The 22545-nt window shown below is 66.5% G+C and carries 17 protein-coding genes and 1 pseudogene; 10 read left to right on the top strand and 8 right to left on the bottom strand.

Going from position 1 to position 22545, the window contains the following annotated elements:
• Positions 1 to 22: 22 nt before the first annotated feature.
• A complete protein-coding gene (locus AU252_RS07030) occupies positions 23 to 556 on the top strand; it encodes an O-acetyl-ADP-ribose deacetylase (RefSeq protein WP_058930103.1) in 534 nt (177 codons plus the stop codon).
• Here AU252_RS07030 and AU252_RS07025 read toward each other — a convergent pair.
• Positions 541 to 1548 (bottom strand): RluA family pseudouridine synthase, encoded by a 1008-nt coding sequence (locus AU252_RS07025; RefSeq protein WP_058930102.1) that lies wholly within the window; start codon positions 1546 to 1548, stop codon positions 541 to 543. The two genes, AU252_RS07030 and AU252_RS07025, sit on opposite strands and share 16 nt — an antisense overlap.
• Positions 1549 to 1784: 236 nt before the next feature.
• Between AU252_RS07025 and AU252_RS07020 the strand changes: the two genes are divergently transcribed.
• Both AU252_RS07020 and AU252_RS07015 read left to right on the top strand, forming a co-directional pair.
• Positions 1785 to 2477 carry a winged helix-turn-helix domain-containing protein gene (locus AU252_RS07020; RefSeq protein WP_058930101.1) on the top strand — a complete coding sequence of 231 codons (693 nt, stop codon included), beginning with the start codon at positions 1785 to 1787 and terminating at the stop codon, positions 2475 to 2477.
• On the top strand, positions 2470 to 3162 hold the full coding sequence (locus AU252_RS07015; protein ID WP_058930100.1) for an SRPBCC family protein: 693 nt from the start codon (positions 2470 to 2472) through the stop codon (positions 3160 to 3162). Before AU252_RS07020 ends, AU252_RS07015 begins: the two co-directional genes overlap by 8 nt.
• 150 nt (positions 3163 to 3312) lie before the next feature.
• On the opposite strand, the gene AU252_RS07010 is transcribed toward AU252_RS07015, so the two are convergent.
• Entirely contained in the window at positions 3313 to 3888 is a 576-nt protein-coding gene (locus AU252_RS07010) for a TetR-like C-terminal domain-containing protein (protein ID WP_240484339.1), read from the bottom strand.
• A 79-nt stretch (positions 3889 to 3967) separates the two neighbouring features.
• On the opposite strand from AU252_RS07010, the gene AU252_RS07005 reads away from it, so the two are divergent.
• A complete protein-coding gene (locus tag AU252_RS07005) occupies positions 3968 to 4471 on the top strand; it encodes a DUF4188 domain-containing protein (RefSeq protein WP_058930098.1) in 504 nt (167 codons plus the stop codon).
• A 19-nt stretch (positions 4472 to 4490) separates the two neighbouring features.
• Here AU252_RS07005 and AU252_RS07000 read toward each other — a convergent pair whose 3' ends face one another.
• Positions 4491 to 6026, bottom strand: a complete 1536-nt coding sequence (locus AU252_RS07000) for a PLP-dependent aminotransferase family protein (RefSeq protein ID WP_058930097.1) — start codon at positions 6024 to 6026, stop codon at positions 4491 to 4493.
• Between the two features lie 61 nt (positions 6027 to 6087).
• On the opposite strand from AU252_RS07000, the gene AU252_RS06995 reads away from it, so the two are divergent.
• The gene (locus tag AU252_RS06995) at positions 6088 to 6789 is read left to right on the top strand and encodes a YczE/YyaS/YitT family protein (RefSeq protein ID WP_083510302.1); all 702 of its coding nucleotides are present in this window, start codon (positions 6088 to 6090) and stop codon (positions 6787 to 6789) included.
• Positions 6790 to 6809: 20 nt separating this feature from the next.
• On the opposite strand, the gene AU252_RS06990 is transcribed toward AU252_RS06995, so the two are convergent.
• The 3 genes and pseudogenes from AU252_RS06990 to AU252_RS06980 form a co-directional block, all read right to left on the bottom strand.
• Positions 6810 to 7655: a DNA-formamidopyrimidine glycosylase family protein gene (locus tag AU252_RS06990; RefSeq protein ID WP_058930096.1), complete on the bottom strand. Its 846-nt coding sequence runs from the start codon at positions 7653 to 7655 to the stop codon at positions 6810 to 6812.
• Entirely contained in the window at positions 7648 to 12777 is a 5130-nt protein-coding gene (locus AU252_RS06985) for a DNA glycosylase AlkZ-like family protein (protein WP_058930095.1), read from the bottom strand. Before AU252_RS06985 ends, AU252_RS06990 begins: the two co-directional genes overlap by 8 nt.
• Before the next feature lie 56 nt (positions 12778 to 12833).
• Positions 12834 to 14386 (bottom strand): annotated as a pseudogene (locus tag AU252_RS06980) (FAD-dependent oxidoreductase).
• A 180-nt stretch (positions 14387 to 14566) separates the two neighbouring features.
• Between AU252_RS06980 and AU252_RS06975 the strand changes: the two are divergent.
• The 5 genes from AU252_RS06975 (at position 14567) to AU252_RS06955 (ending at position 20819) form a co-directional block, all read left to right on the top strand.
• Positions 14567 to 15577, top strand: coding sequence for a LacI family DNA-binding transcriptional regulator (locus tag AU252_RS06975; protein ID WP_058930094.1), 1011 nt, complete (start codon positions 14567 to 14569; stop codon positions 15575 to 15577).
• Positions 15574 to 16548, top strand: a complete 975-nt coding sequence (locus AU252_RS06970; protein WP_058930093.1) for an ABC transporter permease — start codon at positions 15574 to 15576, stop codon at positions 16546 to 16548. Before AU252_RS06975 ends, AU252_RS06970 begins: the two co-directional genes overlap by 4 nt.
• A gap of 7 nt (positions 16549 to 16555) precedes the next feature.
• Complete coding sequence (locus AU252_RS06965; RefSeq protein WP_058930092.1) at positions 16556 to 17515, top strand: carbohydrate ABC transporter permease; 960 nt, start codon at positions 16556 to 16558, stop codon at positions 17513 to 17515.
• A gap of 85 nt (positions 17516 to 17600) precedes the next feature.
• Positions 17601 to 19208, top strand: a complete 1608-nt coding sequence (locus tag AU252_RS06960; RefSeq protein ID WP_058930091.1) for an ABC transporter substrate-binding protein — start codon at positions 17601 to 17603, stop codon at positions 19206 to 19208.
• Positions 19209 to 19307: 99 nt separating this feature from the next.
• The gene (locus AU252_RS06955; RefSeq protein WP_058930090.1) at positions 19308 to 20819 is read left to right on the top strand and encodes a glycoside hydrolase family 32 protein; all 1512 of its coding nucleotides are present in this window, start codon (positions 19308 to 19310) and stop codon (positions 20817 to 20819) included.
• 168 nt (positions 20820 to 20987) lie between these two features.
• Here the strand turns inward: AU252_RS06955 and AU252_RS23105 are convergent, their stop codons facing one another.
• Both AU252_RS23105 and AU252_RS06945 read right to left on the bottom strand, forming a co-directional pair.
• Entirely contained in the window at positions 20988 to 21611 is a 624-nt protein-coding gene (locus AU252_RS23105) for a DUF4232 domain-containing protein (protein ID WP_083510301.1), read from the bottom strand.
• 104 nt (positions 21612 to 21715) lie between these two features.
• The gene (locus AU252_RS06945) at positions 21716 to 22462 is read right to left on the bottom strand and encodes a YcnI family copper-binding membrane protein (RefSeq protein ID WP_058930089.1); all 747 of its coding nucleotides are present in this window, start codon (positions 22460 to 22462) and stop codon (positions 21716 to 21718) included.
• Positions 22463 to 22545 lie beyond the last annotated feature (83 nt).

Here is a 22545-nt window from a genome sequence, read left to right as displayed (position 1 = left end):
CCGTAAGTGGGAAACTGGCGGCATGCGGATCACCATCCTCCAAGGCGACATCACCACCCGCACGGTTGACGCGATCGTGAACGCGGCCAACTCCTCGCTTCTGGGCGGCGGGGGCGTTGACGGGGCCATCCACAGGGCCGCCGGGCCGGAACTGCTGGCCGCCTGCCGCGAACTGCGCGAAACGGACCTGCCGCACGGGCTGGCGCCCGGAGCCGCCGTCGCCACTCCTGGATTCCGGCTGCCGGCACGCTGGGTCATCCATACCGTTGGGCCCAACCGGCACGTGGGGCAGACCAACCCGGCGCTGCTGGTCTCCTGCTTCAACGAAAGCCTGCGGCTGGCGGACTCGCTGGGCGCGGCTTCCATCGCGTTCCCGGCGGTGGGCGGGGGAGTCTACGGCTGGCACGGGAGCCAGGTGGCGGAGGCCGCGTACGACGCCGTCACAGGGTTTGGTGCCTCACATCCGGCCAGCGCGCTCGAGTTGGCGGAGTTTGTGCTGTTCAGCCCCGAGATGGAGCAGGCCTTCAAGACGGTGTTCGATCAGCGCAAAGTTTGAGCAGCCTCGCTGAGGTGGAGCCCGCTGCGGTATTCCACGGGCTTCTTGCTGATGGGGTCCACAAAACGGATGCCGCGGGCCAGGAGCTGGAGCGGTTTGGAGTAGTCGTCCGGGGCCTTGTCCAGGAGGTCGGGGTAAAACGCGTCATTCACGATGCCCAGGCCCAGCGAGGCCATGTGGACCCGGAGCTGGTGCGTTTTTCCGGAGTGCGGCTCCAGCCGGTACCGCGCCAGGCGGGCTGGGTGGGTTTCGGCTGCGGTGCCAGCGGCGGGGGTGCCAGGCGCGCGGGTGCCGGCGGCACCTGCTGAAGTGCCGCCGTCGAACGTTTCCAGCCGTTCGATCCGGGTCTCCGCGTTCGGCTCGCCCTCGATCACTTCGGCCAGCAGGTAGCTGCGCGACTTGGTCATCCGGTTCCGGACCACCACGGGGAAGTCGACGGCGGGGTGTCCGGCGGCGGGCTCCGCAGCGGAGACGCACTCGTATTCCTTCTGCACCTGCCGCTTCTCGAAGAGCACCTGGTAATTTCCGCGGGTTTCCGGGTTGGTGGACAGCAGCAGCACACCGGCGGTCATCCGGTCCAGGCGGTGCATGGGGATCAGGTCCGGCAGGCTGAGCTGGTTCCGGAGCCGGACCAGGGCCGATTCCTGGATGTAGGTGCCGCCGGGGGTAGTGGGCAGGAAGTGCGGCTTGTCCACCACGAGGAGGTGGTCGTCCTGGTGCAGGATGCTGATTTCCACCGGGATACGGGTCTCGGGCGGCAATGAGCGGTAGTACCAGATGAAGGTGTGGTCATCGAGCCTCGTGGCCCGGTCCAGGGGGATGCCGCCTTCGCCCACGATCTCGCCGGCGTCGAACCTGTCTTCGATGCCCTGCGGATCGATGTGGCCCCAGCGGTGCATCATGTAGTCCATCGCGGTGGTCCACGGCCCCTCGTCCGGGAGGCGCAGGCGGGTGGCGTTGACGCCGTCGCGCACGGGGAGGGGGGATTGCATCACCGGTCCATTCTACTTTGCCGGCTCCCTTGGCCCCGCCCCGAGCCCGTCCCCACCCGCCCCCGCCCGCGCCCGCCCCCCAGCCCGCACCCGGTTAGACGGTTCCCCGCGCAGACGATGGTTCGAATCATCGATCGGGCAGGGAACCATCGAATCGGAGCACAGATCCGGCATTCTCGGCACCGACGGAAAAAAAGTTCTTGACAATAAAAGTTGTCGGTTGGCATGATGGAAGCATGTTGGACATCGAAGTGATCGAGGATCCGGCCGCGGCGGAAGCGTCGTTGGACCCGATCCGGACGCGCATCCTCCGGGAGCTCGCGGAGCCGGGGTCGGCCACGCAGCTTGCCGCCAAGGTGGGCCTGCCGCGGCAGAAGGTCAACTACCACCTCAAAGCCCTCGAGCGGCACGGGCTGGTGGAGCTGGTGGAGGAGCGGCGCAAGGGGAACGTCACCGAGCGCGTCCTCCAGGCGACGGCGGCTTCGTATCTGATTTCGCCCGTGGCCCTCGCATCGGTGGCACCGGATCCGCACCGGTTCACCGACCGGTTCTCGGCCTTCTGGCTGCTGGCGCTCGCGGGCCGGATGGTCCAGGAAGTGGGCAAGCTGATTGCCGGTGCGGCCGCGGCCAGGCAGAAACTGGCAACGTTCGCGATCGACGGCGAGATCACCTTCCGGACGGCCGCGGACCGGGCCGCGTTTGCCGAGGAACTCGGCGTCGCCGTGACCCGCCTGGTGGACAAATATCACGACGGCGGCGCGGTCGCCGGCCCGGGCATCACGCCTCCGGCAGACACCCCGGCAGGCGGCTCGCCCCCAAGTGGCACTTCGGCGGGGGGCGGACGGAAGCACCGGCTCGTCGTCGCTCTTCACCCCGTTCTCAAAACCCCCATCAAACCCCTTTCAGCGAAGGAGCAGGACAATGACTGACAACCGCGAATTTGAGATCGTGTACGACACCGAACTGCCCGGCACGCCCGAGCGTGTCTGGGAAGCCGTGACAAGTGGAACGCCGGCGTGGATGTTCCCCACGGACCAGTGGCCGGACGTCAAGACCGTGCGCGAGCATCCCACGCATCTCGTCTCCCGGATGGACGGCCCGGATGGCTGGTTCAACCAGCTGGAGCACATCCTGGAACCGCTCGACGGCGGCCGCGCCCGGCTGCACTATGTCCACAGCGGGATTTTCGCCGACAACTGGGACGAACAGTACGACGGCGCCAGCAAGCACACGGCGTTCTACCTGCACACGCTGGGCCAGTACCTGCAGCACTTTGACGGCAAGCCGGTGCTGTTTACGGACATCCAGTCTCCGGCGGCGTCGCAGACCCCGGACGGTTTCGACCGCCTGAAGAAAGCTATGGGCGTGGATTCTGCGGCGCAGGGTTCCGCTGTTGAGCTGGAGCTCGACGGCGTGGGGCGGCTGTCCGGGGAAGTGGACTTCTCCAACGAGCACTTCGTGGGCCTGCGGACCTCGGATGCGATGTACCGGTTCTTCGGCCGCAACGCATTCGGCGCGCCGGTGGGTATGACTGTGCACGACTTCAGCGGCAGCGGTGACTCTTCAACGACCGCCGAGGCCTGGGGCGGCTTCCTCGAAAAGGTCTACGCGTAAGGGCTCCTGAGCCCGGCACCCGAATATCGACTCGCACATTATCTGGCGCACCGGGAAATCCACCTGCGTCAGATAATTTGCGCGTCGCGGGCGGATCGGCGCGTCGGGAAAGTCCGCACGGGCGCGAGCATGCAGCGGCGTCAGGTCGCGTCAGGCGGCCCAGCCGCGGGCGACGGCGTCGAGGGCTGCGTTGTATGCGGCAGCCCAGTCTGCGTCCGGCGGCCCCACCTGGGCCAGTTCCAGGCTCACGAGGCCGTGGACCTGGCCCCAGATTGCGACGGCGACCATTTCCACGGGTGCCTGCAGCACGGTGCCGGCAGACTGGGCGGAGGCCACTGCTTCCATTAGGGGCTCCATGGCATCGGTGGCAGCATCGGGGCTTGGCTGGCAATCGACGTAGGCTGCCAGCGCGCCACCGAACATCAGCCGGTAGAGCGCCCGATGCTCCAGCGCCCAGGTCCGGTAGGCCGCGCCGAGTCCCCGAAGCCCGCCCGGGGCCGCAGCCACCTGTGAGTCGCGGAACGACCGAAACCCATCGTCCACGACGGCCGTCAGGAGCTGGGATTTTCCGCCGAACAGCGAGTAGACGGCCGTGGTGGACGTGCCGGCGGCCGCTGCCACATCCCGCAGATTCACGCGTGCGGGGCCGTCGCGGTCCACCAGGTCAGCGGTGACGGCCAGCAGGTCTTGCCTGAGGGAATCGTTATGCACTACGGGTCTTGCCATGGAGTCCATTGTTTCATAACCTTGTTTCGTAACCGTGTTATGAAACAAGGTTATGAAACCGCGAACCGAAGGAGTTCCCATGGCGCAGAAGGTATTTCCGGGCCGGTACACCGCTGACCCGGGCCGCGAATCGGTGACGGTCTTCCTGATCGGCATGCGGGCGAACCGATGGTGGAAGGTCGGGACCGTCGGCAAGGTGGCTGCCGCAATGCCGCGGATGCTCCAGCACCTGGCCGCCGACCCCGCGGCAGGAATGCTCGGCTGTGAGCAGTGGTTCGGCCGCACCACCATCCTGCTCAGCTACTGGGAGAGCCCGGAGCACCTGCGGAAGTTCGCCGCGGACCGGGAGTCCCCGCACCTGGAACCGTGGCGACGATTCATGAAGGAACTCTCCGGGACCGGCGACGTCGGCGTCTGGCATGAGACGTACCAGGTGCCGGCCGGCGGGATCGACGTTGTTTACAACGGGATGCCGGAGTTTGGGCTGGCCAAGGCGACGGCTCATGTCCCGGTCGGGGCCGGGACCAATACGGCCAAGCAGCGGATGGGCCGGCCCGCAGGCCGCGGTGCCAGCGGCACCTGATCCCGAAAGCCCACGCGCGTCACGCGATAGCCAGGGCCGGCGCGTTCTTCAGGGTCCGGCGGAGCTGCGGGGCGGCGTCGAGCCGGTCCTGGGCTGAGCGCAGGGCCAGGACGGCGGTCTCCAGCTGGTCCGGCGGCAGGGAGAAAGGCACCCGGAGGTAGCGTTCGAACGCGCCGCCGATGCCAAACCGCGGCCCGGCGGCCAGCCGGATGCCAAAATCCGGAGCGATGACCGTCAGTGCAGTGCTGACCGGTGCGGGCAGCCTGCACCAGACGGACAGTCCGCCGGCCGGGCGTGCCGTTTCCCAGTCCGGCAGGTGTCCGGCAAGGAGCTCCAGAAGTGCGGTGCGGTTGTCCCGGAGAGCGCTAAGCCGTGCGGGAAGCGGCTCGTCGAGTGCGCGGACCAGGTGGGCGGCCGCCAACTGTTCCATAAGCGGTCCGCCCAGATCCAGGGACGTCCGTGCCGCCGCAAAGCGCTGGATCATGGCTTCGGAGGCGCGGATCCAGCCTGTCCGAAGTCCGGCCCAGTGGGATTTGCTGAGCGAGCCGATGGTGACCACTGCGGGACTGAAGGCTGCCACGGGACTGGTTTCGACGCCGTCGAGGTTCAGCGCGCGGAGGGTCTCGTCCACCACCAGGACCGTCCCCGCAACCGCGGCCGCCCGGACCAGTTGGCGGCGCTGGACATCGGGCATCAGCTGCCCGGTTGGGTTGTGGAAGTCCGGCACGACGTACGCCATCCTGGGACGCTGCTGTGTCATGGCGGCCTGCAGGGCGTGCATGTCCCACGCCAGGGCGGGACCGCCGTCGGCCCTGTCAGTGCCGGCGCCGTGGGCTGCGGTGAACGCCACCGGAATGGCCCGGCACCCGGCCGCGCGGATCGCATCCAGGGCATTTGGGTAGCTGGGGTGTTCCACCAGCACCCTGTCCTGCCGGCCCGCCAAGGCGCGGATGATGATGTTCAGGGCGTGCTGCGCGCCCGATGTCACCAGGATCTGTTCGGCGGTGGTCGGCACGCCGGCCGCCGTATAACGCGCCGCCACCGTCTCGCGCAGGGGGAGCAGACCCATGGCGTCGTAGCCGAATCCCGGCAGCAGGGCGGGAAGTTCGGTGAGGGCTGCGGCGAACGCGCGATGCACCACCTCGCCGCAGGCGGGCAGCGACGCGTAGGCGAGGTCGATCAGACCCTCCGGTGCCGCGAGTCCGGGAGACGTTGTGCCGGGCGTCCGCCCCGCGGTTGTAAGGCCCGGGTCCGTGAGCACCGTGGTACCCAACGCCGTCAGGCGCGGAATCCGGGTCCGGCCCCTGCTGCCCTGCCCGCTGCTGAGGAAACCCTGCTCGCGGAGGTGGCCGTAGGCGGCTGTCACGGTGGTGCGGCTGACGCCCAGGGCCTCAGACAGTGCCCGCTCGCTGGGCATGGCCGTGTCCAGGGCCACCCGGCCGTCCAGGACCAGGAGGCGGACGACGTCGGCCAGCTCGCGGTACGCGGGCGCGACGCCGAGGTTCCACTCGCCCAGGAGACGGGCCAGCGCAGGCGGGTTCAGCGAAGGGGACATGATGCCAGTATCTCAGACTGGCTATGTAATTCAATGCCAGTTATCTGTCAGAGTGGTCGTTATGTTGACTCGCAGACTACTCCAGCTTTTTACCGGCCTCGCCATGTACGGCATCTCCCTGGCCATGTTCATCCGTGCCGGACTTGGACTGGACCCGTGGGATGTCTTCCATCAGGGAGTTTCCGGCAGGACGGGACTGAGCATCGGGGTGGTGGTCATCATTGTGAGTTTCCTGGTGCTGCTCCTCTGGATCCCGCTTCGGCAGTGGCCAGGGTTCGGCACGCTCTGCAACGCCGTGCTGGTGGGCGTCTTCGCGGACATCGGCCTGGCCTTGATCCCCGCGTTCTCGCATCTGGGCGGCCAGATCGGCATGCTTGTCGGTGCCGTGCTGCTGAACGGCATCGCGTCCGCGTGCTACATCGGCGCACGGTTCGGTCCGGGTGCCAGGGACGGGCTGATGACCGGGCTGGCTCGGCGCACAGGCTGGTCCGTGCGGGTCTCGCGCACGCTGATCGAAGTGGTCGTGTTGGGAGTGGGCTGGCTGCTGGGCGGTTCCGTGGGCGTGGGCACGGTGGTCTACGCCCTCGCCATCGGGCCGCTGGTGCAGCTGTTGATGCCGTGGTTCATGGTGCCCACAGCGCTTCCATCCGAAGCCGCGGTCCCCGGAGCGGACGCGGGCGAATTGGACACTGGCCAAGTGGACACTGCCGGGCCGGTCACGGGCGAGCCGGTCGCCGTCGAACGCGTGGCCAGGACTTCCTAGGAACGCCTATGACACGACGCTCACGGCACCATTGGCTGGCACTGCGGGCAGAAGTAGATGTCCCGTTCTTCCTCGCCGTTGGGTTTGCCCAGCACGCCGCGGAGGATGGGGGTCCGGCATTTCAGGCATGGCTGGTGTTCGCGCCGGTAAACCCAGTAGCCCGGACGGCCGGCCATGCGCCCGACGGGCATGCCTCGCGGGTTGAGGACGGTCACCCGGCGTCCCGGGCCCAGGTTGGCTTCGAGCAACTGCTTGGCATCGGTCATCAGGGTCCTGAGGTCGTGGACAGTCGAAACCGGAGTCGCCGGATGCACACCGGACAGGAAGCACGCCTCGCAGCGATAGATGTTGCCGATGCCCGCCAGATTGCGCTGGTCCAGCAGGGCGACGCCGATGGGCACGTCGGGTGCCGCTCGGATCCGCGCCTCCGCTTCGGCCACGTCCCAGTCCGGACCGAGGAGGTCCGGCCCCAGATGGCCCACGATGGTGTCCTCGTCCGCGGTGCGGACCACTTCCACGATGCCCAAGGAAAATCCGACGGCGTCGGCCACCGCTGTGCGCAGGACGCACCGGGCGGTGAATCCCGGCTTCCGCCAGCGCCCTCCGGGCGGATAGACCTGCCAGGTGCCTTCCATCTTCAGGTGCGAGTGGATGGTGAGTTTCCGCTCGTCCGGTCTATTCCCGTCCGGTCCCACCACGCGCATCAGGAGGTGCTTGCCGCGTGGGATCACCTCCGCCACGGTCCAGCCGGCCAGGTTGAGCGTGGCGAACCTTGGCACGCGGAAGTCCGACGCAACGAGCGTCTGCCCCGCCAAGGCCTTGTGCAGTTCGGCGGCGGCCCGCCAGACGGAATCACCTTCAGGCACGGATTCTCAGACCTTTGGGCGTGGAGTATGCCCCGGCGGCGGCGAGTGCGGCTGCCACCGGGGTGTCCAGGATGCCGTGACCGTTGACCTTTTCCATGATGAGCTTGTCCACGGCTCCCCGGGTGACCACACCTACTAAAGCCGCGCCGGCGGCGGACAGCACGGCTGCGTCCTCGCTGAAGGCCAGCAGCGTTTTGCCGCCGCGCTCCACATAGAGGACCAGGGCGCCGTCCACCATGACCACCAGCGCACCGGCTTTCCGCCCAGGCCGGTGACCTGTCCCGGCTTCCACGTTGAGGGCCGGCCACGGTAGTGCCGCACCATACGGGTTGGCGGGATCCGTTGCAGCAAGGGCCAGTGCCATGGGCTCGGGCTTGGCCAGCTGAGTGTCCTCGGAATAGGAGCGAAGCCGGTCCACGGTTGCGGGGACAGCGAACTGCGCGGCCCCAAGGTGCTCGATGAAGTACCCGCGGCGGCAGCGTCCGGCCTCCTCCAGCCGGGCCAGCACCTTGTACATCAGGCCGAACCCGCCCAGGATCTGCTCCGCCATGACCGATCCCCGGGTCACCACGCCATACCGGTCCAGCAACAGTTCAGCCGTGGCGCGGGCGTGGATGGTGGCGTCCAGCTCGGGCGAGGGCAGGGCAGACCAACGCCCCGCGGCCAGCGGGGGTGTTGCCGCAGTGCCCGACAATGAGCCGTACCGTCCGCCGCCCAGCGCAGGGGAGCCCAGTCCAGAGGAGCCCAGCCCGGGCGATCCCAGGAGGCCGGTGCCGTGCGAGCGGCCGAGCCTGCTCAGCCTGGGGGCACGGGCGCGGGGCGAGCGGGCCACTTGGCGGTGCGCCGTGTGGCCGCCGGCGATGAGGGCGCGGACCGGGGCGAAGGTGTCGCCGGTGATGCGGCCCGCCCACGCCAGATCCCACAGTGCGGACACCACTTCCTGGTCGCTGAGCACCGAGTCCATGCCACCGGCCACGTCCTTCAGTTGGCGGAAGAAGTAACCGCCGCCGTTGTTCCTCAGGTGGTCAAGCAGGCGTTGCTGCGCGTCACCGGGTTCGAATTCGACGGCGGGATTCAGCGTCAGTTCGGCGGAATCGGCCAGGTGGAGGCTGACCCAGCCGTCGTTTCCAGGCAGCGCTCCCGCCCCGGACCAGAGGACCTCGCCGGCGGCCATGAGCTCGTCGAGCATGGCGGGCTGGTAGTTCGAAACCCTGCTGGCCAGGACCAGCGGCTCCCACGCCGAAGCCGGTACCGGCACGCCGGAGAGCTGGTCGATCGCGGTGACAATACCGTCCAGCCCCCGCAGGGACGGCTGCCCGCGCCCGGCGCCCGGCGTGCGGACATGCTGCCAGGCTGGGAGGAAGCGCCCATAGGCGGCGGCGTCCACCGGTTCCACTTCGGCGCGCAGTGCTGCGAGCGAACGACGCCGGAGCTTGCGGAGCACTTCGGCGTCGCACCATTCGCTGGTGGTGGGGGCGGGAAGATGCGTCTGCGGGGGCTCTGTCGGGAGCGGCTGACCCGTTTGGACATCCTCAACCGGTGTTTCGTCCGATGGCCCATAGCTGGCCGCCTGTTCCGCTGGAGCGGCGTGCGGCCGGAACTCGCCTTCCACCACGCGGCCGTCCGCGGCGAGTCGTTTCAGTGCGGTGCCGACCACGGCGACGCCGAGCCCCAACCGGGCCGCCGCTTCCGCCGACGTGAAGGGTCCGTGCGTGCGCGCGTACCGGGAAACCAAGTCGCCCAAGGGGTCTGCCACCGGTTCGATGAAGGCAAGGGGAACGCCCATGGGCAGCGGAACGCCGATGGCATCACGAAGCCGGGCGGCATCCTCGACGGCGGCGTAGCGCTCGGCCCCGCCGATGTTGACTTTGATGGCCCGGTTGGCCCGCAGCAGCGCGGTCAGGTGTGAGGTGGCCAAAGGAGTGTCGGCATGCGGGGTTTCGACAGGCTCAACCGCGGCAGGCTCAACCACCGGCGATGGCTCAACCACGGCCGGCTCAACCATCGGGGCAGCCTCCAGACGGGCGGCGACTTCTTCCGGGGTCAGCGGACCCAGCAACCTGAGAAGATCGGCAACGCCTTCCATGCCCCGGGCACGGCGGTCCGGGGCAAGGCGTTGGAGTTCAAGCTCGGTGGCCTCGATGACCTTCGCGTCGAGCAGTTCGCGGAGCTCAACGCGGCCGAGCAGCTCGTTCAAGAGCGTCGAGTCCAGGGCCAGGGCCGCGGCCCGGCGCTCGGCCAGGGGCGAGTCGCCTTCATACAGGAACTGGGCCACGTACCCGAACAGCAGGGACTTGGCGAACGGTGAGGGCTGCTGTGTGGTGGTCTGCACGATCCTGAGTTCGCGTCGTTCCACCGAGGCCGCAATGTCCTTCAGGGCCGGAAGGTCGTACACGTCCTGCAGGCATTCGCGAACGGTCTCCAGCACGATGGGGAATGTGGGGTATTTCCGCGCGACATCAAGCAGTTGGGCGGACCGCTGGCGCTGCTGCCAGAGCGGCTGCCGCTTGCCGGGGGTTTGCCGGGGGAGCAGCAGGGCGCGCGCGGCACATTCCCGGAAACGAGAGGCGAAGAGCGCACTGCCGCCTACCTCGGCGGTGACAATCTGCTCCAGCTCGTCGGGATCAAACAGGAACAGCTCGGCGCCGGGCGGTTCGTCCTCCATCATGGGGACCCGCAACACGATGCCGTCGTCCGCCGCCATGGCAGACCCGTCCAGGCCGTACCGTTGGTGCAGACGCTGTCCGACGGCGAGTGCCCAGGGAGCGTGCACCGGCATCCCGAACGGGCTGTGCAGGATCACCCGCCAGTCGCCCAGTTCGTCGTGGAAGCACTCCACCACCAGCGTTGTGTCGCAGGGGACCACCTCGGTGGCGAGCTTCTGTTCACTGAGGTACTGGATCAGGTTGTTCGCGGCGAATTCATCCAGCCCGCTGGCCTTGCAGCGTTCGGTGGCAGGGCCGACGTCGGACGCGGACAGTTCACGCACGAAGGCGCCCAGCGCACGGCCCAGGTCAACGGGCCGCCCCAGTGAGTCCCCCTTCCAGAAGGGGAGTTTGCCCGGCTGGCCGAAGGCGGGGGAGACCAGGACGCGGTCGTGGGTGATGTCTTCGATTTTCCAGCTAGTGGCGCCCAGCGCAAAAATGTCACCCACCCGGGACTCGTAGACCATTTCCTCGTCCAGCTCGCCCACGCGGCGGCCGCCTTTTGCCGGTGACGCGGCGGGTTTGCCGTCCGCTCCCGGCGCACCGGAGCCTTCCACCTCCGTGCCGATGATGTAGACACCGAAAAGGCCGCGGTCCGGGATGGTGCCGCCGGACGTCACGGCAAGCCGTTGGGCCCCGGGCCTGCCTTCGATGGTGCCGGCGTTCCGGTCCCAGATGATCCGGGGCCGCAGTTCCGCGAATTCATCGGACGGATACCGGCCGGCCAGCAGGTCAAGGGTTGCCTCGTAGGCGGACCGGGGGAGTGACGCGAACGGGGCGGACCGCCGGACGGTGGCGAACCACTCCTCCACATCGATGCTGCCCAGGGCGGTGGCCGCGACGGTCTGCTGGGCCAGGATGTCCAAGGGGTTGGCCGGGACAAAGAGCCGCTCGATCTTCCCCTCGAGCATCCGCTCCACGGTGATGGCCGTGTGCACGAGATCTGCGCGGTGCTTGGGAAATAGCACTCCCTGCGAAATTTCCCCCACCTGGTGCCCGGCACGGCCCACACGTTGGAGTCCACTGGCCACCGACGGCGGTGATTCCACCTGCACCACGAGGTCCACAGCGCCCATGTCGATGCCGAGTTCCAGGGACGAAGTGGCCACGACGCAGCGCAGCCGGCCGGACTTCAGGTCGTCCTCTATGAGCGCCCGTTGGTCCTTGGAAACGGAGCCGTGGTGGGCACGGGCCAGCAGCGGATCGGCTCCCGCCGTGCTGCCGGCCTGCGCCATCATGTGGGCCGGCGTCGCCGTGGAGGCAGGACTGAATGCAGGACTGAACGCAGCGGCTCCGGACGGAAACCCTGGGTCCGCGGCACCAGCGTCAGGCGCGTCCCAGCCACCGCCGACCGTGATCAGTTGCCGTTCGGCGTAGATCTCGTTGAGCCGCGCCGTGAGCCGTTCAGCCAGGCGACGGGAGTTCGCGAAGACGATGGTGGACTGGTTGGCCAGCACCAGGTCAACGATCTTTTCCTCCACATGGGGCCAGATCGAGGCCTGAGGCTGCAGGCCTGATGCCGGACCGGAGTCAAAGGCGCCCGCGGCGCCCGGGAGGTCGGACATGTCCTCCACGGGGACGGAAACGGTAAGGTCCCAGTTCTTCCGCGACGGCGGGGCCACGATTTCCACCGGCGCAGCACCCGCCAGGAACTGGGCCACCAACTCGCGCGGCTCCACCGTGGCGGAGAGTCCGATCCGCTGGGCGGGCTTGGGCAGCAGAGCATCCAGCCGTTCCAGGGAGACCGCAAGGTGCGCGCCACGCTTGGTTCCAGCGACGGCATGGACCTCGTCAACGATGATGGTGTCCACCTCGGTGAGGGTCTCGCGCGCCCTGGACGTGAGCATCAGGAACAGCGATTCCGGCGTGGTGATGAGGATGTCCGGCGGGTTGCTGAGCAGCGCGCGACGGTCCGCCGTCGTAGTGTCACCGGACCGGACCCCCACGGTGATCAGGGGCGCCGGCAGCCCCAGCCGCTTGGCAGTCTGGGTGATTCCGATTAGCGGCGAGCGGAGGTTGCGTTCCACATCCACACCAAGGGCCTTCAGCGGCGAGATGTACAGGACGCGGGTCTTGCGTTTGGGCGGGCGGGGGCGTCGTCCTTTGGCCTGCCCTTTCACCGGCACAGCATCCACGCCCGGCAATACAGGGTCACCCAGTTCCGGACCAGGGAAGGGAGCCTCAACAAGCAAACGATCCAAAGCCCAGAGGAACGCCGCGAGCGTCTTGCCGGACCCGGTGGGTGCCACCACCAGCGCGTGCGAGCCGGACGAGATGGCGTTCCAGGCGCCGGTCTGGGCAGGGGTGGGCTCCGCAAAGGCGCCCAGGAACCAGTCACGCGTGGGCCGGCTGAAACGGCCCATGGGAGTGCCGGGAAGGGCGTCCGGCTCCGCTCCCGGCGGTTGCTGCTCCTGCATTCCTCCATCATGCCCTACCCCACCGACAGTATTGCTGGCCCGGCTGGAGGCGTGGATCAACCTTGCTCGAACCTCGGAAGATCCCTGGTGGCGGGTCCTTCAAGGAGCTTGCCGTCGGGGCTGAAGCGCGAGCCGTGGAGCGGGCAGTCCCAGGTCAGTTCGCTGTCGTTCCAGTGGACAATCCCGCCCAGATGCGTGCAGACGGCGGAGAGCCGGCACATGGTGCCGTCGACTGTGGAGACCGCCGCCGGCCGGGCGCCGTCGCGGTAAACCGTCGCCTCGTCGTCGGGCGGTACGGGACCTCCGGTGGTTGAGCCCGCCGAAGCCCCGGTTTCGGCAGGCTCAGCCACCGGCCTGCCACTCACCGACTTGCCAGCCGCCACCTTTCCCCAGTCGGTGGCCAGCCTCGCAGCCACGCCCGCGTTGACGGCGACGGCGGTCAGCGCCCCGCCAGCAGACGTCACGCGGTGATGGATCGTGTTGGCCCAACGGAGGCTGCCGCCGAGGATGTCCGCGGAAATGCCCAGGGCAGCGGCCACCGCGTTGGTCATGCCCCACTTGTTGTAGCCGGTGCCGAAGAAGATGTGGCCCCGGCCCCGGGGCAGTTTGCCAAAGAAGGGCATGAGGTTGGTGGCCTGGTAGTCCTGGGCCGACCACGTGTGAGTGGTTACCGCACCCGGAAATGCCCCGTAGCCCAGTCCAAGAGGCCCGACAGATGGGATTTCTCCGATCCGGTCCGCCCCACCTGATGCCCATGCCCGCCCACCAACAGGAACTGACGGCCGTCAGTCTCATAGTCCCGCAAGGAGTGGGTGGGTTCCTCCGCCGATAGGTACATTCCGGGCGGCGCAGTGACTCCGGCGGGCAGTTCCAGGGCCGCGGCATAGGAGCGTAAGGGCTTGAGTTTGGTGAAGTAGAGCCCGCGGTCCAGGACAGGGATCCCAGTGGCCAGCACAACGTTGTTGGCGGTGACCGTGCCCTGGTCCGTGTGGACGGTCAGCGGTCCGCTCCCGGAGACATTCCGCAGCCGGGTCCCGCCCACCACGCTTCCGCCGCGGGCCCGGACGTCCTCCAGCAGTGTGTCGAGGACGTCCACCGGATTGATCTGGGCCTGACCGGTCAGAAGGAGGGCACCTTGGATGGCGAAGGGGAGGCGCGCATCGCGCACGTACTCCACGTCCAGGCCAGCGGTGGTCGCTGCGCCAAGTTCCTCAAGCAGCCGCTCGGTCCCTTGGGCAGTGGTGGCGTACGTGTAAGCATCCCGGCGCTGATACGGCACGCGTTGTTCGTCGAGGTAGCGAAGCAGCCACGACTGCCCCTCCCGGTTGGCCTCAACGTAGGCCCCAACCTGCTTCTGCGCATACTGCCTGGCCAGGCCGGACAGGACGGTCCCCTGCAGCAGACTGACTTTCGCCGTTGTGTTTCCTGTGGTCACGGCCCCGGGAAACCTGGCCTCCAGGACCAGGACTCGCTGCCCCGAGCGTGCCAGCAACAGCGCGGTGACCAGCCCCGTCAGCCCAGCCCCCGCCACCACGGTGTCATAACTGCGGCCTGCCTCGAACGTGTCAGTGCTGAAGGATTGCCGGCGGTCCAACCAGAGCGACATCATGGAAGCTAAGTGTACTTATTATGGCCCGCCAGGCCCAGAGCCTTGGGGATGCGGGCGCCCTGTTGACGTCGGATGTGATGCGCGATACAGTTTTACGAAGTTATACGAATAACCAACGAAAGCAACTGGCCCGAGGAGGTGCCCATTATGGCTGGATCACGGCCAAAGTCAGGACCGACAATGCACGACGTCGCTGCTGCTGCCGGTGTTTCACAGGCCACCGTGTCATTGGTGCTGAATTCGGCCTCCGGGTCGCGCTTCTCCGAGGATACCCGTAAGCGCGTTCGGGACGCCGTGAACCGGCTCGGCTACCGCACTAACGCCCACGCCAAAGTCCTTCGCGAGGGCGTGGCCGGCATGATCGGTTTCATCGGCGATTCCGTGGCCACCACTCCTTTTGCGGGCGCCATCATCGAAGGCGCGCAGCAGCGGGCGTGGGAGGACGGGCTCCTCCTGCTCTCGGTGAACACCGGTGGAGATAGGCAGCTCGAGGCCGCTTCGTTGGACACCATGCTCTCCTATAAGGTTGCCGGCGTGGTCTACGCCGCCATGTATCACCGGCGGCTGGAAGTTCCGGAGGCCCTGGCGGGCGTCAGGTCCGTGGTGCTGAATTCGCAGGACCGGGCCGGTCGGGTCCCGAGTGTCGCCCCGGACGAGGTCAAGGGCGGGTACGCGGCCACCATCCGACTGCTCGAGGCAGGCCACGCCAGGGTGGGGATGATCAATATCGAAACTCTTGAAAGCGGGCTTCCTGCCGCCGTCGGCCGCTACGAGGGCTACTGCGCGGCACTTGAGGAAGCGGGGCTGGACGTTGATCCGTCGCTGGTCCGTTTCGGTCAAGGCGGTGAGGAACATGGCTACAAGTACGCGATGGAGCTGCTGACCTCCAGCAACCCGCCGACCGCGATTTTCTGCGCGAACGATCGCGGCGCCTGGGGTGCCTATCAGGCCGTCTCGGACCTGCACCTCTCAATCCCTGGGGACATCTCGATCGTGGGGTTCGATAATCAGGCGACTCTGGCGCCGTTTCTTCGTCCGGGATTGACCACTTTTGAATTGCCGTTCGTCGCCATGGGCCGGCGCGCGGTTGAGCTGATCCTCCAGGATGCGGAACCCGATGGCCGGGTCGAGCTGATGGACTGCCCTCTGATTGAACGGAATTCAGTGACTCATCCTAAGGAGATGCCATGAGCCGCACCATCCCGGCCCGACGCGGGCGTCCTGCTGCGGCGCCGTTGCCGCAGCGGAAAACTTCTCTTTCGCTCCGCTTGAAGAGGATTTCCCGCGCCTGGCAGTTATACGTATTACTAGCCCCGGCGATCATCTACGTTCTGGTCTTCAAGTACTGGCCGATGTACGGCGTTCAGATCGCTTTCAAGAACTACAACCCGGTGGACGGGTTTACGGACAGCCCCTGGGTGGGCCTGACCCACTTCATCAGGTTTGTGAACTCTTACCAGTTCGGCCAGGTGGTCGGTAACACCTTGTGGATCGCCGTCCTAGGCCTGCTGCTGGCCTTCCCCATTCCGATCATCCTGGCGTTGCTGGTCAACCAGCTCCAGAGCGAGAGGTTCAAGAAGTTCACGCAGACGGTGCTGTATTCGCCCGCATTCATCTCCACCGTGGTGGTGGTGGGCATCATGTTCGTAGTTCTGTCCCCGAGGTCGGGGCTGGTGAACAACGCCATCCAGCTGGGCGGCGGTGAGCCGATCTTCTTCATGGGTTCGGCGGATTGGTTCCGTCCTATCTATGTGATCTCGGATGTCTGGCAGAACGCCGGCTTCTCGATGATCGTGTACCTGGCGGCCCTGGCGGCCATCGACCCGGCGCTCCACGATGCGGCCAAGGTCGACGGTGCCTCGAAGCTGCAGCGCATCCGGCACATTGACCTGCCGGGCATCATGCCGGTGGTGACCATCCTGTTCATCCTGGCTATCGGCAACCTGCTCAACGTCGGTTTCGAGAAGGCGCTGCTGATGCAGACGCCGCTGAACCTCTCAAGCTCGGAGATCATCCAGACCTACGTCTACCACGCGGGCCTGCAGCAGGCGCAGTTCAGCTACTCGGCCGCCATCGGCCTGTTCAACTCCCTCCTCAACCTGGCACTGCTGCTCGTCTTCAACACGATTGCGCGCCGGGCCAACCAAGCGACCCTGTGGTGATGCCGAAATGTCCCTGACAACCAACCCCCGCACAACCGTGAACCCGAACCGGCCCCTCAGCCAGGTCCGCCCCAAGCCGTCGCTGCGCGACAAATACGGCGACCGTGCCTTCAACATCGCCGCCACCACTGTCCTGTTGCTGTCCATCCTGGCCGTTGTCTATCCGCTGTACTTCATCGTCATCGCTTCCATCAGCGACCCGAATGCCGTGTACGAAGGTAAGGTCTGGCTGTTTCCTTCCGGGGTGACTACAGAGGGTTACGAACGGATCTTCGCCGACAGCCGCATCTGGAATGGCCTGGGCAACACCGTCATCTACACCGTGCTCGGCACCGCCGTGAGCGTCAGCACCATCCTGTGCGGCGCCTACGCACTGTCCCGCAAGGACATGCCCGGCCGGAAGATCCTGATGCTCCTGTTCGTGATCACCATGTTCTTCGACGGCGGACTCATCACCAAGTACCTGGTGGTCCGCGACCTGGGCATGCTGGACACCGTCTGGGCAGTGGTCCTTCCCGGCGCGGTGGGCGTGTGGAACCTGATCATCGCCAGGTCCTTCTTTGAACACACCATCCCCAACGAGCTGCGCGAAGCCGCGCAGATGGACGGGGCAACCGACTTCAAATTCTTCTTCAAAATGGTGCTCCCACTGTCCAAACCGCTGATCATGCTCATGATCATGGTCCACGTCGTGGCTCAGTGGAACTCGTTCTTTGACGCACTGATCTTCCTCAACGACGACTCCAAATACCCGCTGCAGCTCGTCCTGCGCAACATCCTCATCCAGTCAGACGTCTCCTCCACCGGAACCACCGGCGGAGACATCGAATCCTATGCCGCCGCGCAAAGGATCGCAGAGCTCACCAAGTACGCCATGATCGTCGTCTCGAGCCTGCCCCTCATGATTGCCCTGCCATTCATGCAGAAGCACTTCACCAAGGGCGCCATGATCGGCGCCGTCAAATAGCTCCTTCCCTTTGGAGACCGCCCGGGCAATCGCCGTCGGACGGCACCATCCCACCTCAGAAACCCCCCTCAGAATAGGAATGACCATGGCATTCAGCCGCAAATTCACCGCCCTCGGCGCCGTCCTGGCCGGAACATTGATGTTCACCGCCTGCTCCGGCGGCGGCTCAGGCACCACGGAGATCAAAGACGCCTCCGCGGACTTCGGCTTCCAGGAAACAGGCTTCCCGATCGTCAGCAAGCAGCTCGACCTGACCTTCTCTGGCACCAAGGCGGCTCTCGCACCGGACTTCAACACCATGACCGTGGTCAAGGAATGGGAAAAAGCCACCAACGTCCACATCAACTGGGAGAACCTGCCCGAAACGGTCTTCCAGGAAAAGAAGAACCTCATCCTGGCCAGCGGTGACCTGCCCGACGCGTTCTTCAACACCGGCCTGACCGACGCCGAGATCGCCACCTACTCCGCCAGTGGCACGCTCATCCCGCTCGAGGGTCTGATCGAGAAGAACGCCCCGAACCTCTCCAAGATGCTCTCGGAACGACCTGACATCAAGGCAGCCATCACCTCGTCGGACGGGCACATCTACTCCCTGCCGTCGGTGGAGGAGCTCGGCCTGGTCCAGTTCCCCAACGAACTGGCCATCAACACTTCCTGGCTGAAGAAGCTCAACATCCCGATGCCGAAAACCATCGATGAGTTCCACGATGCACTGCTGGCCTTCAAGACCCAGGACGCCTCCGGGACCGGCAAAACTATCCCGCTGAGCTTCATGCCCGGCTCTTGGTGCGGGGACATCGTTGACCTGATTGCCGCCCTCGGCGGAGTGCCGGACAACATGGACCACCGCATCGTCCAGGACGACAAAGTCATCTTCACCCCCACCCAGGACGGCTACAAAAAAGCCATCCAGACCCTGCACGAGTGGTACCAGGAAGGCCTGATCGACCCCGAATCCTTCTCCCAGGATGACAAGGCGTACCTGGCCAAGGGCAAAGCCGCCACGGAAAACCTCGGCTCATTCGTCTGGTGGGAAGTCCCCGAAATGGTCGGCGCTGACCGCGCCAACAACTACTCCCTCGTCCCCGTCCTCGAAGGCGTGAACGGCAAACGGATCGCCAGCCAGTCCAACAACCAGGAAATCTCCCGCGGCGCCTTCGCCATCACCCGGGCCAACAAATACCCGGCCGCGACCATGCGCTGGGCCGACAACCTCTATGACCCCATCCAGTCCGCCCAGGCCAACTGGGGACCCATCGGTGAAACCCTGCAAAAGGACGCCAGCGGCCTGCTGACGCAGATCCCCGCCCCGGCCGGGACCAGCGAAGGCGAACGCCGCCAAAAGGTCGCCCCGGGCGGCCCGAAGGCCAACACCGCCGAGAACTTCACCACCGTCGTCGCGCCAGAACCACGCGCCGCCGAACGCCAGAAGACCGTCAACGAACTCTACAAGCCCTTCGCCGGCAACGACGGCTACCCGCCGGTCGCCCTCTCCAACGAAGAACTGCAGCAGATCAGCACCATCCAGACGGACATCACCTCCCTGGTGAAGCAGAACATGGCCAAGTGGATCGTCTCCGGCGGCATCGAGCAGGAATGGGACGGCTACGTCTCCCAGCTCAAAAATGTCGGCGTCGACAAAATGATTGAGGTCTACCAGCAGGCCTACGACCGCTACAAGAGCAACTCCTAGCTCCGACAAACCGGGTGGGCCGGCGCAAACCGGCCCACCCGCCCACGAAACCCTTTACAGGGGCTCCCCAGACTTGCAAAGAAACGAGACCTGACCTTCATGACTGCCGCGACCGCCACGACAGCCGACACCTTCCGGCCGGCCCTGCATTACACGGCCCGGAACACCTGGCTCAATGACCCCAACGGCCTGATTTTTCATGAAGGCGTCTACCACCTCTATTACCAGAACAACCCGCTGGACAACGTGTGGGGAAACATGTCCTGGGGACACGCCACCTCCCCGGACCTGGTCACCTGGACCGAACACCCCGTCGCCATCTCCTGTGATGAGGAAGAAGACATCTTCTCCGGCAGTATCGTCTTCGACAGGGACAACACCAGCGGATTCGGCACCGACTCGGCTCCACCGTTGGTCGCGGTCTACACCAGCGCCTTCAAACCCGGCTCCGCACATGAGGGCGTCCAGGCCCAGTCCCTCGCCTACAGCCGCGACGGCGGCTACACCTGGACCAAACACGCCGCTAACCCCGTCCTGAACCGCGGCTCGGCGGAGTTCCGCGACCCCAAGGTCATAAAGTACGACGGCGGTGCCGGCAGCTACTGGGTCATGGTCGCCGTTGAAGCCACGGACTTCCAGGTGGTGCTCTACAAGTCTGAGGACCTGAAGAGCTGGGAGCTGCTGAGCAGCTTCGGCCCGGCCAACGCCACCGGCGGCGTCTGGGAATGCCCCGACCTATTCCAACTGCCTGTCGACGGCGACCCGGAGAACCTTCAGTGGGTCCTCACCGTCAACCTCAACCCCGGCGGACCCAACAACGGGTCCGCCGGACAATACTTCGTCGGAGACTTCGACGGGACCACCTTCACCTCTGCCACCACCGTCACCGAAGGGCTTCAGGATCCAGCCCGGCTGGGCGAATACCAATGGCTCGACTGGGGCCGTGACTACTACGCAGCAGTCTCCTTCGCCGACGCCCCGGACAACCGCCGCCTCATGATCGGCTGGATGAACAACTGGGAATACGCCAACCAAATCCCCACCTCGCCCTGGCGCAGCCCCATGACCCTCGCCCGCGAAATTTCCCTCCACACCCGCGAGGGAAACCTACGCCTGATGCAGCGGCCTGTGGGTGACTGGGCAGCACTGGCTGACCCCTCCAAGTCCTTCCGCCTTTCCGAAACCACCATTGAGGACAGCACACACATCCTCGATGGTGCTGCCGGCACCGTCCAGCGCATCGACGCCACCTTCACCGCCGGAACCGCCGACGAATTCGGACTCATCCTCCGCGCAAACGGCACCCACGGAACCCGTATTGGCATCCGGCCGGCACAAGGCACGCTCCATGTCGACCGTCGGACATCAGGTCACACGGACTTCCACGAATCCTTCCCGTCCATCGACACCGCCCCCATCCATCCGACCGGCGGCGCCTACACCCTCACCATCTTCGTGGACCGTTGCTCCCTTGAAATCTTCGCCCAGGACGGCCAAGTCGCCATGACCGAACTGATCTTCCCTGCACCCACCAGCACCGACGTCGCCATTTACTCGCTCGGCGGCACAGCCGCCATCAACAGCCTGGACATCACCCAGTTCGTCGCCTGACTGAAGAATTCGCCGTCACGGCACACCAGGCGAAGAAAGACAGCAGATGCACTACCCCGACGCGCCCGGCCCGGCCGAACTTGCCTGGACGTCATCGTCGTCGGCGAGGCGCTCACCGACGTCGTCACCTCGCCCCAGGGCACAAGTGACCGAACCCTTCCCACATTTTCAGGCGGGTTGGAAAGCTCCGACGCTCAGGAGCGTGATGTTCGCGTTGCTGCACGCGCTGGTGGGCTGCGGCAGGAACAACGACGCCGTGTCTTCGGGCGGGTAGATGCGGTAACCGGCCGCATCCGTCAGCGTGCAGTCGCTGTAATTCGCGGCCTGGGTGTAGCGGAGCGCGGCGGTTCCGGTCTGGCCCGGCGCGAGCAGGACGTCCGCTACGGGGGTGGATTCGTCGCGGGTCGCGGCCGCGCCGATCGGTGCCCCGTCGGCGTTGGCGGTCAGCGATACCCCCGGGTAGCCCTTGAGCAGGCAGGGCGCCGTGCCCGTATTCGTGAGGTTCAGCTTCATGTAGACGCTGCCCGCCGCGCCCCCGCCGGACGCATCGGTAGCCGCCGACAGTGTGGCCGCTTTGCAGAGCGCGGGACCGGCCTGGGTGGTGCCGGGCGACGACGGCGACTGGGACGCGCCCGGAGACGCCGGCGTGGTGGACGGGCTGGCGGAGTTGGTCCCCGGCGTCGTCGTCCCCTGCGTCTGCGGCTGGCTCGGTCCGCAGGCGGTGAGCATCAGCACCGCCGCCGCGACCGCCGTCGTAATAACAAACCCTTGTGAAATGCGCTGAGACGTCATGGCATAACCTTTGTTGCTGCTGTGACGGGAGTCAACGATGCCACGGGCCCGCGGGAGGATTTGATGCCCGGATTGTGATCATCCGGGCATCAAATCCCGCGATGTTACGTGGCGGATTCCTGCCGGCGCTTCGAGCCGCTGCGCGCGAAGGCCACCCCGCCCAGGGCGAGTCCGCCGAGGCCGGTGGCAAGCCCCGCCCAGCTGCGGGCGTCCGCGCCGCTGTCAGTCACGGCGGCTGCCTGCTCGGTGGCCGGGGTTTCGGTGTGCGCCGCGGAAGCAGCAGCGCCGTGGCCGTCCGCGCTGGCCGGCCCGGTGATGGTGATGGACGGCGCCGGCGCCTTCAGGGAGTGCGGGTCCTGGCCGTCCTTGGCGATCTCCGACCAGTCAGTCTGCCCCGTTTCGCACGTCTGCAGCGTGGGGAAGTAGAGCGTGGAGCCGGCCGCGTCGGGCAGCTTCACGGACAGCACCAGGGCATCGCGCAGGTCGTGGGCCAGCGGAGATTTCGCCATGTACACAATCTGGCTGGTGCGTTTGGTGATGGAGGTGCCGTCGGCCAGTTTCTTGGGCTCGGCGAGCTGCTCGGTCACCCTTTCCACGCTCCAGTTGGGGTTCACTGTGGGCTGGGCGTCGTTGAGTTCGGCCGGCAGGGTGATGGCCACCTTGGTGGTGCCGGACTCCTCGCAGCCGTGCGGGATGCCGAAGGTCAGCAGGGCGTAGGAGTTGGCGTCAGTCTTGTCCGGCTTGACGCCGACGTGGGCCGACGCACCTGCTGCTGCGGTCAGGATCAGGACGGCTGCGCCGCCGGTGGCTGCCGCTGCGATGAGGGTGCGGCGAAGGAATGTGGTGGTCATGGGGTTGCCTTTCGGACGCACGCCGGATGGGGGCGTGCGGAAGTACGGGATGAGGCCCGCGGCCTGCGGAAGTGCGGTGCGGG

Source organism: Pseudarthrobacter sulfonivorans (assembly GCF_001484605.1).
Taxonomy (GTDB): domain Bacteria; phylum Actinomycetota; class Actinomycetes; order Actinomycetales; family Micrococcaceae; genus Arthrobacter; species Arthrobacter sulfonivorans_A.
This window is presented reverse-complemented; position numbering and strand designations above follow the sequence as displayed.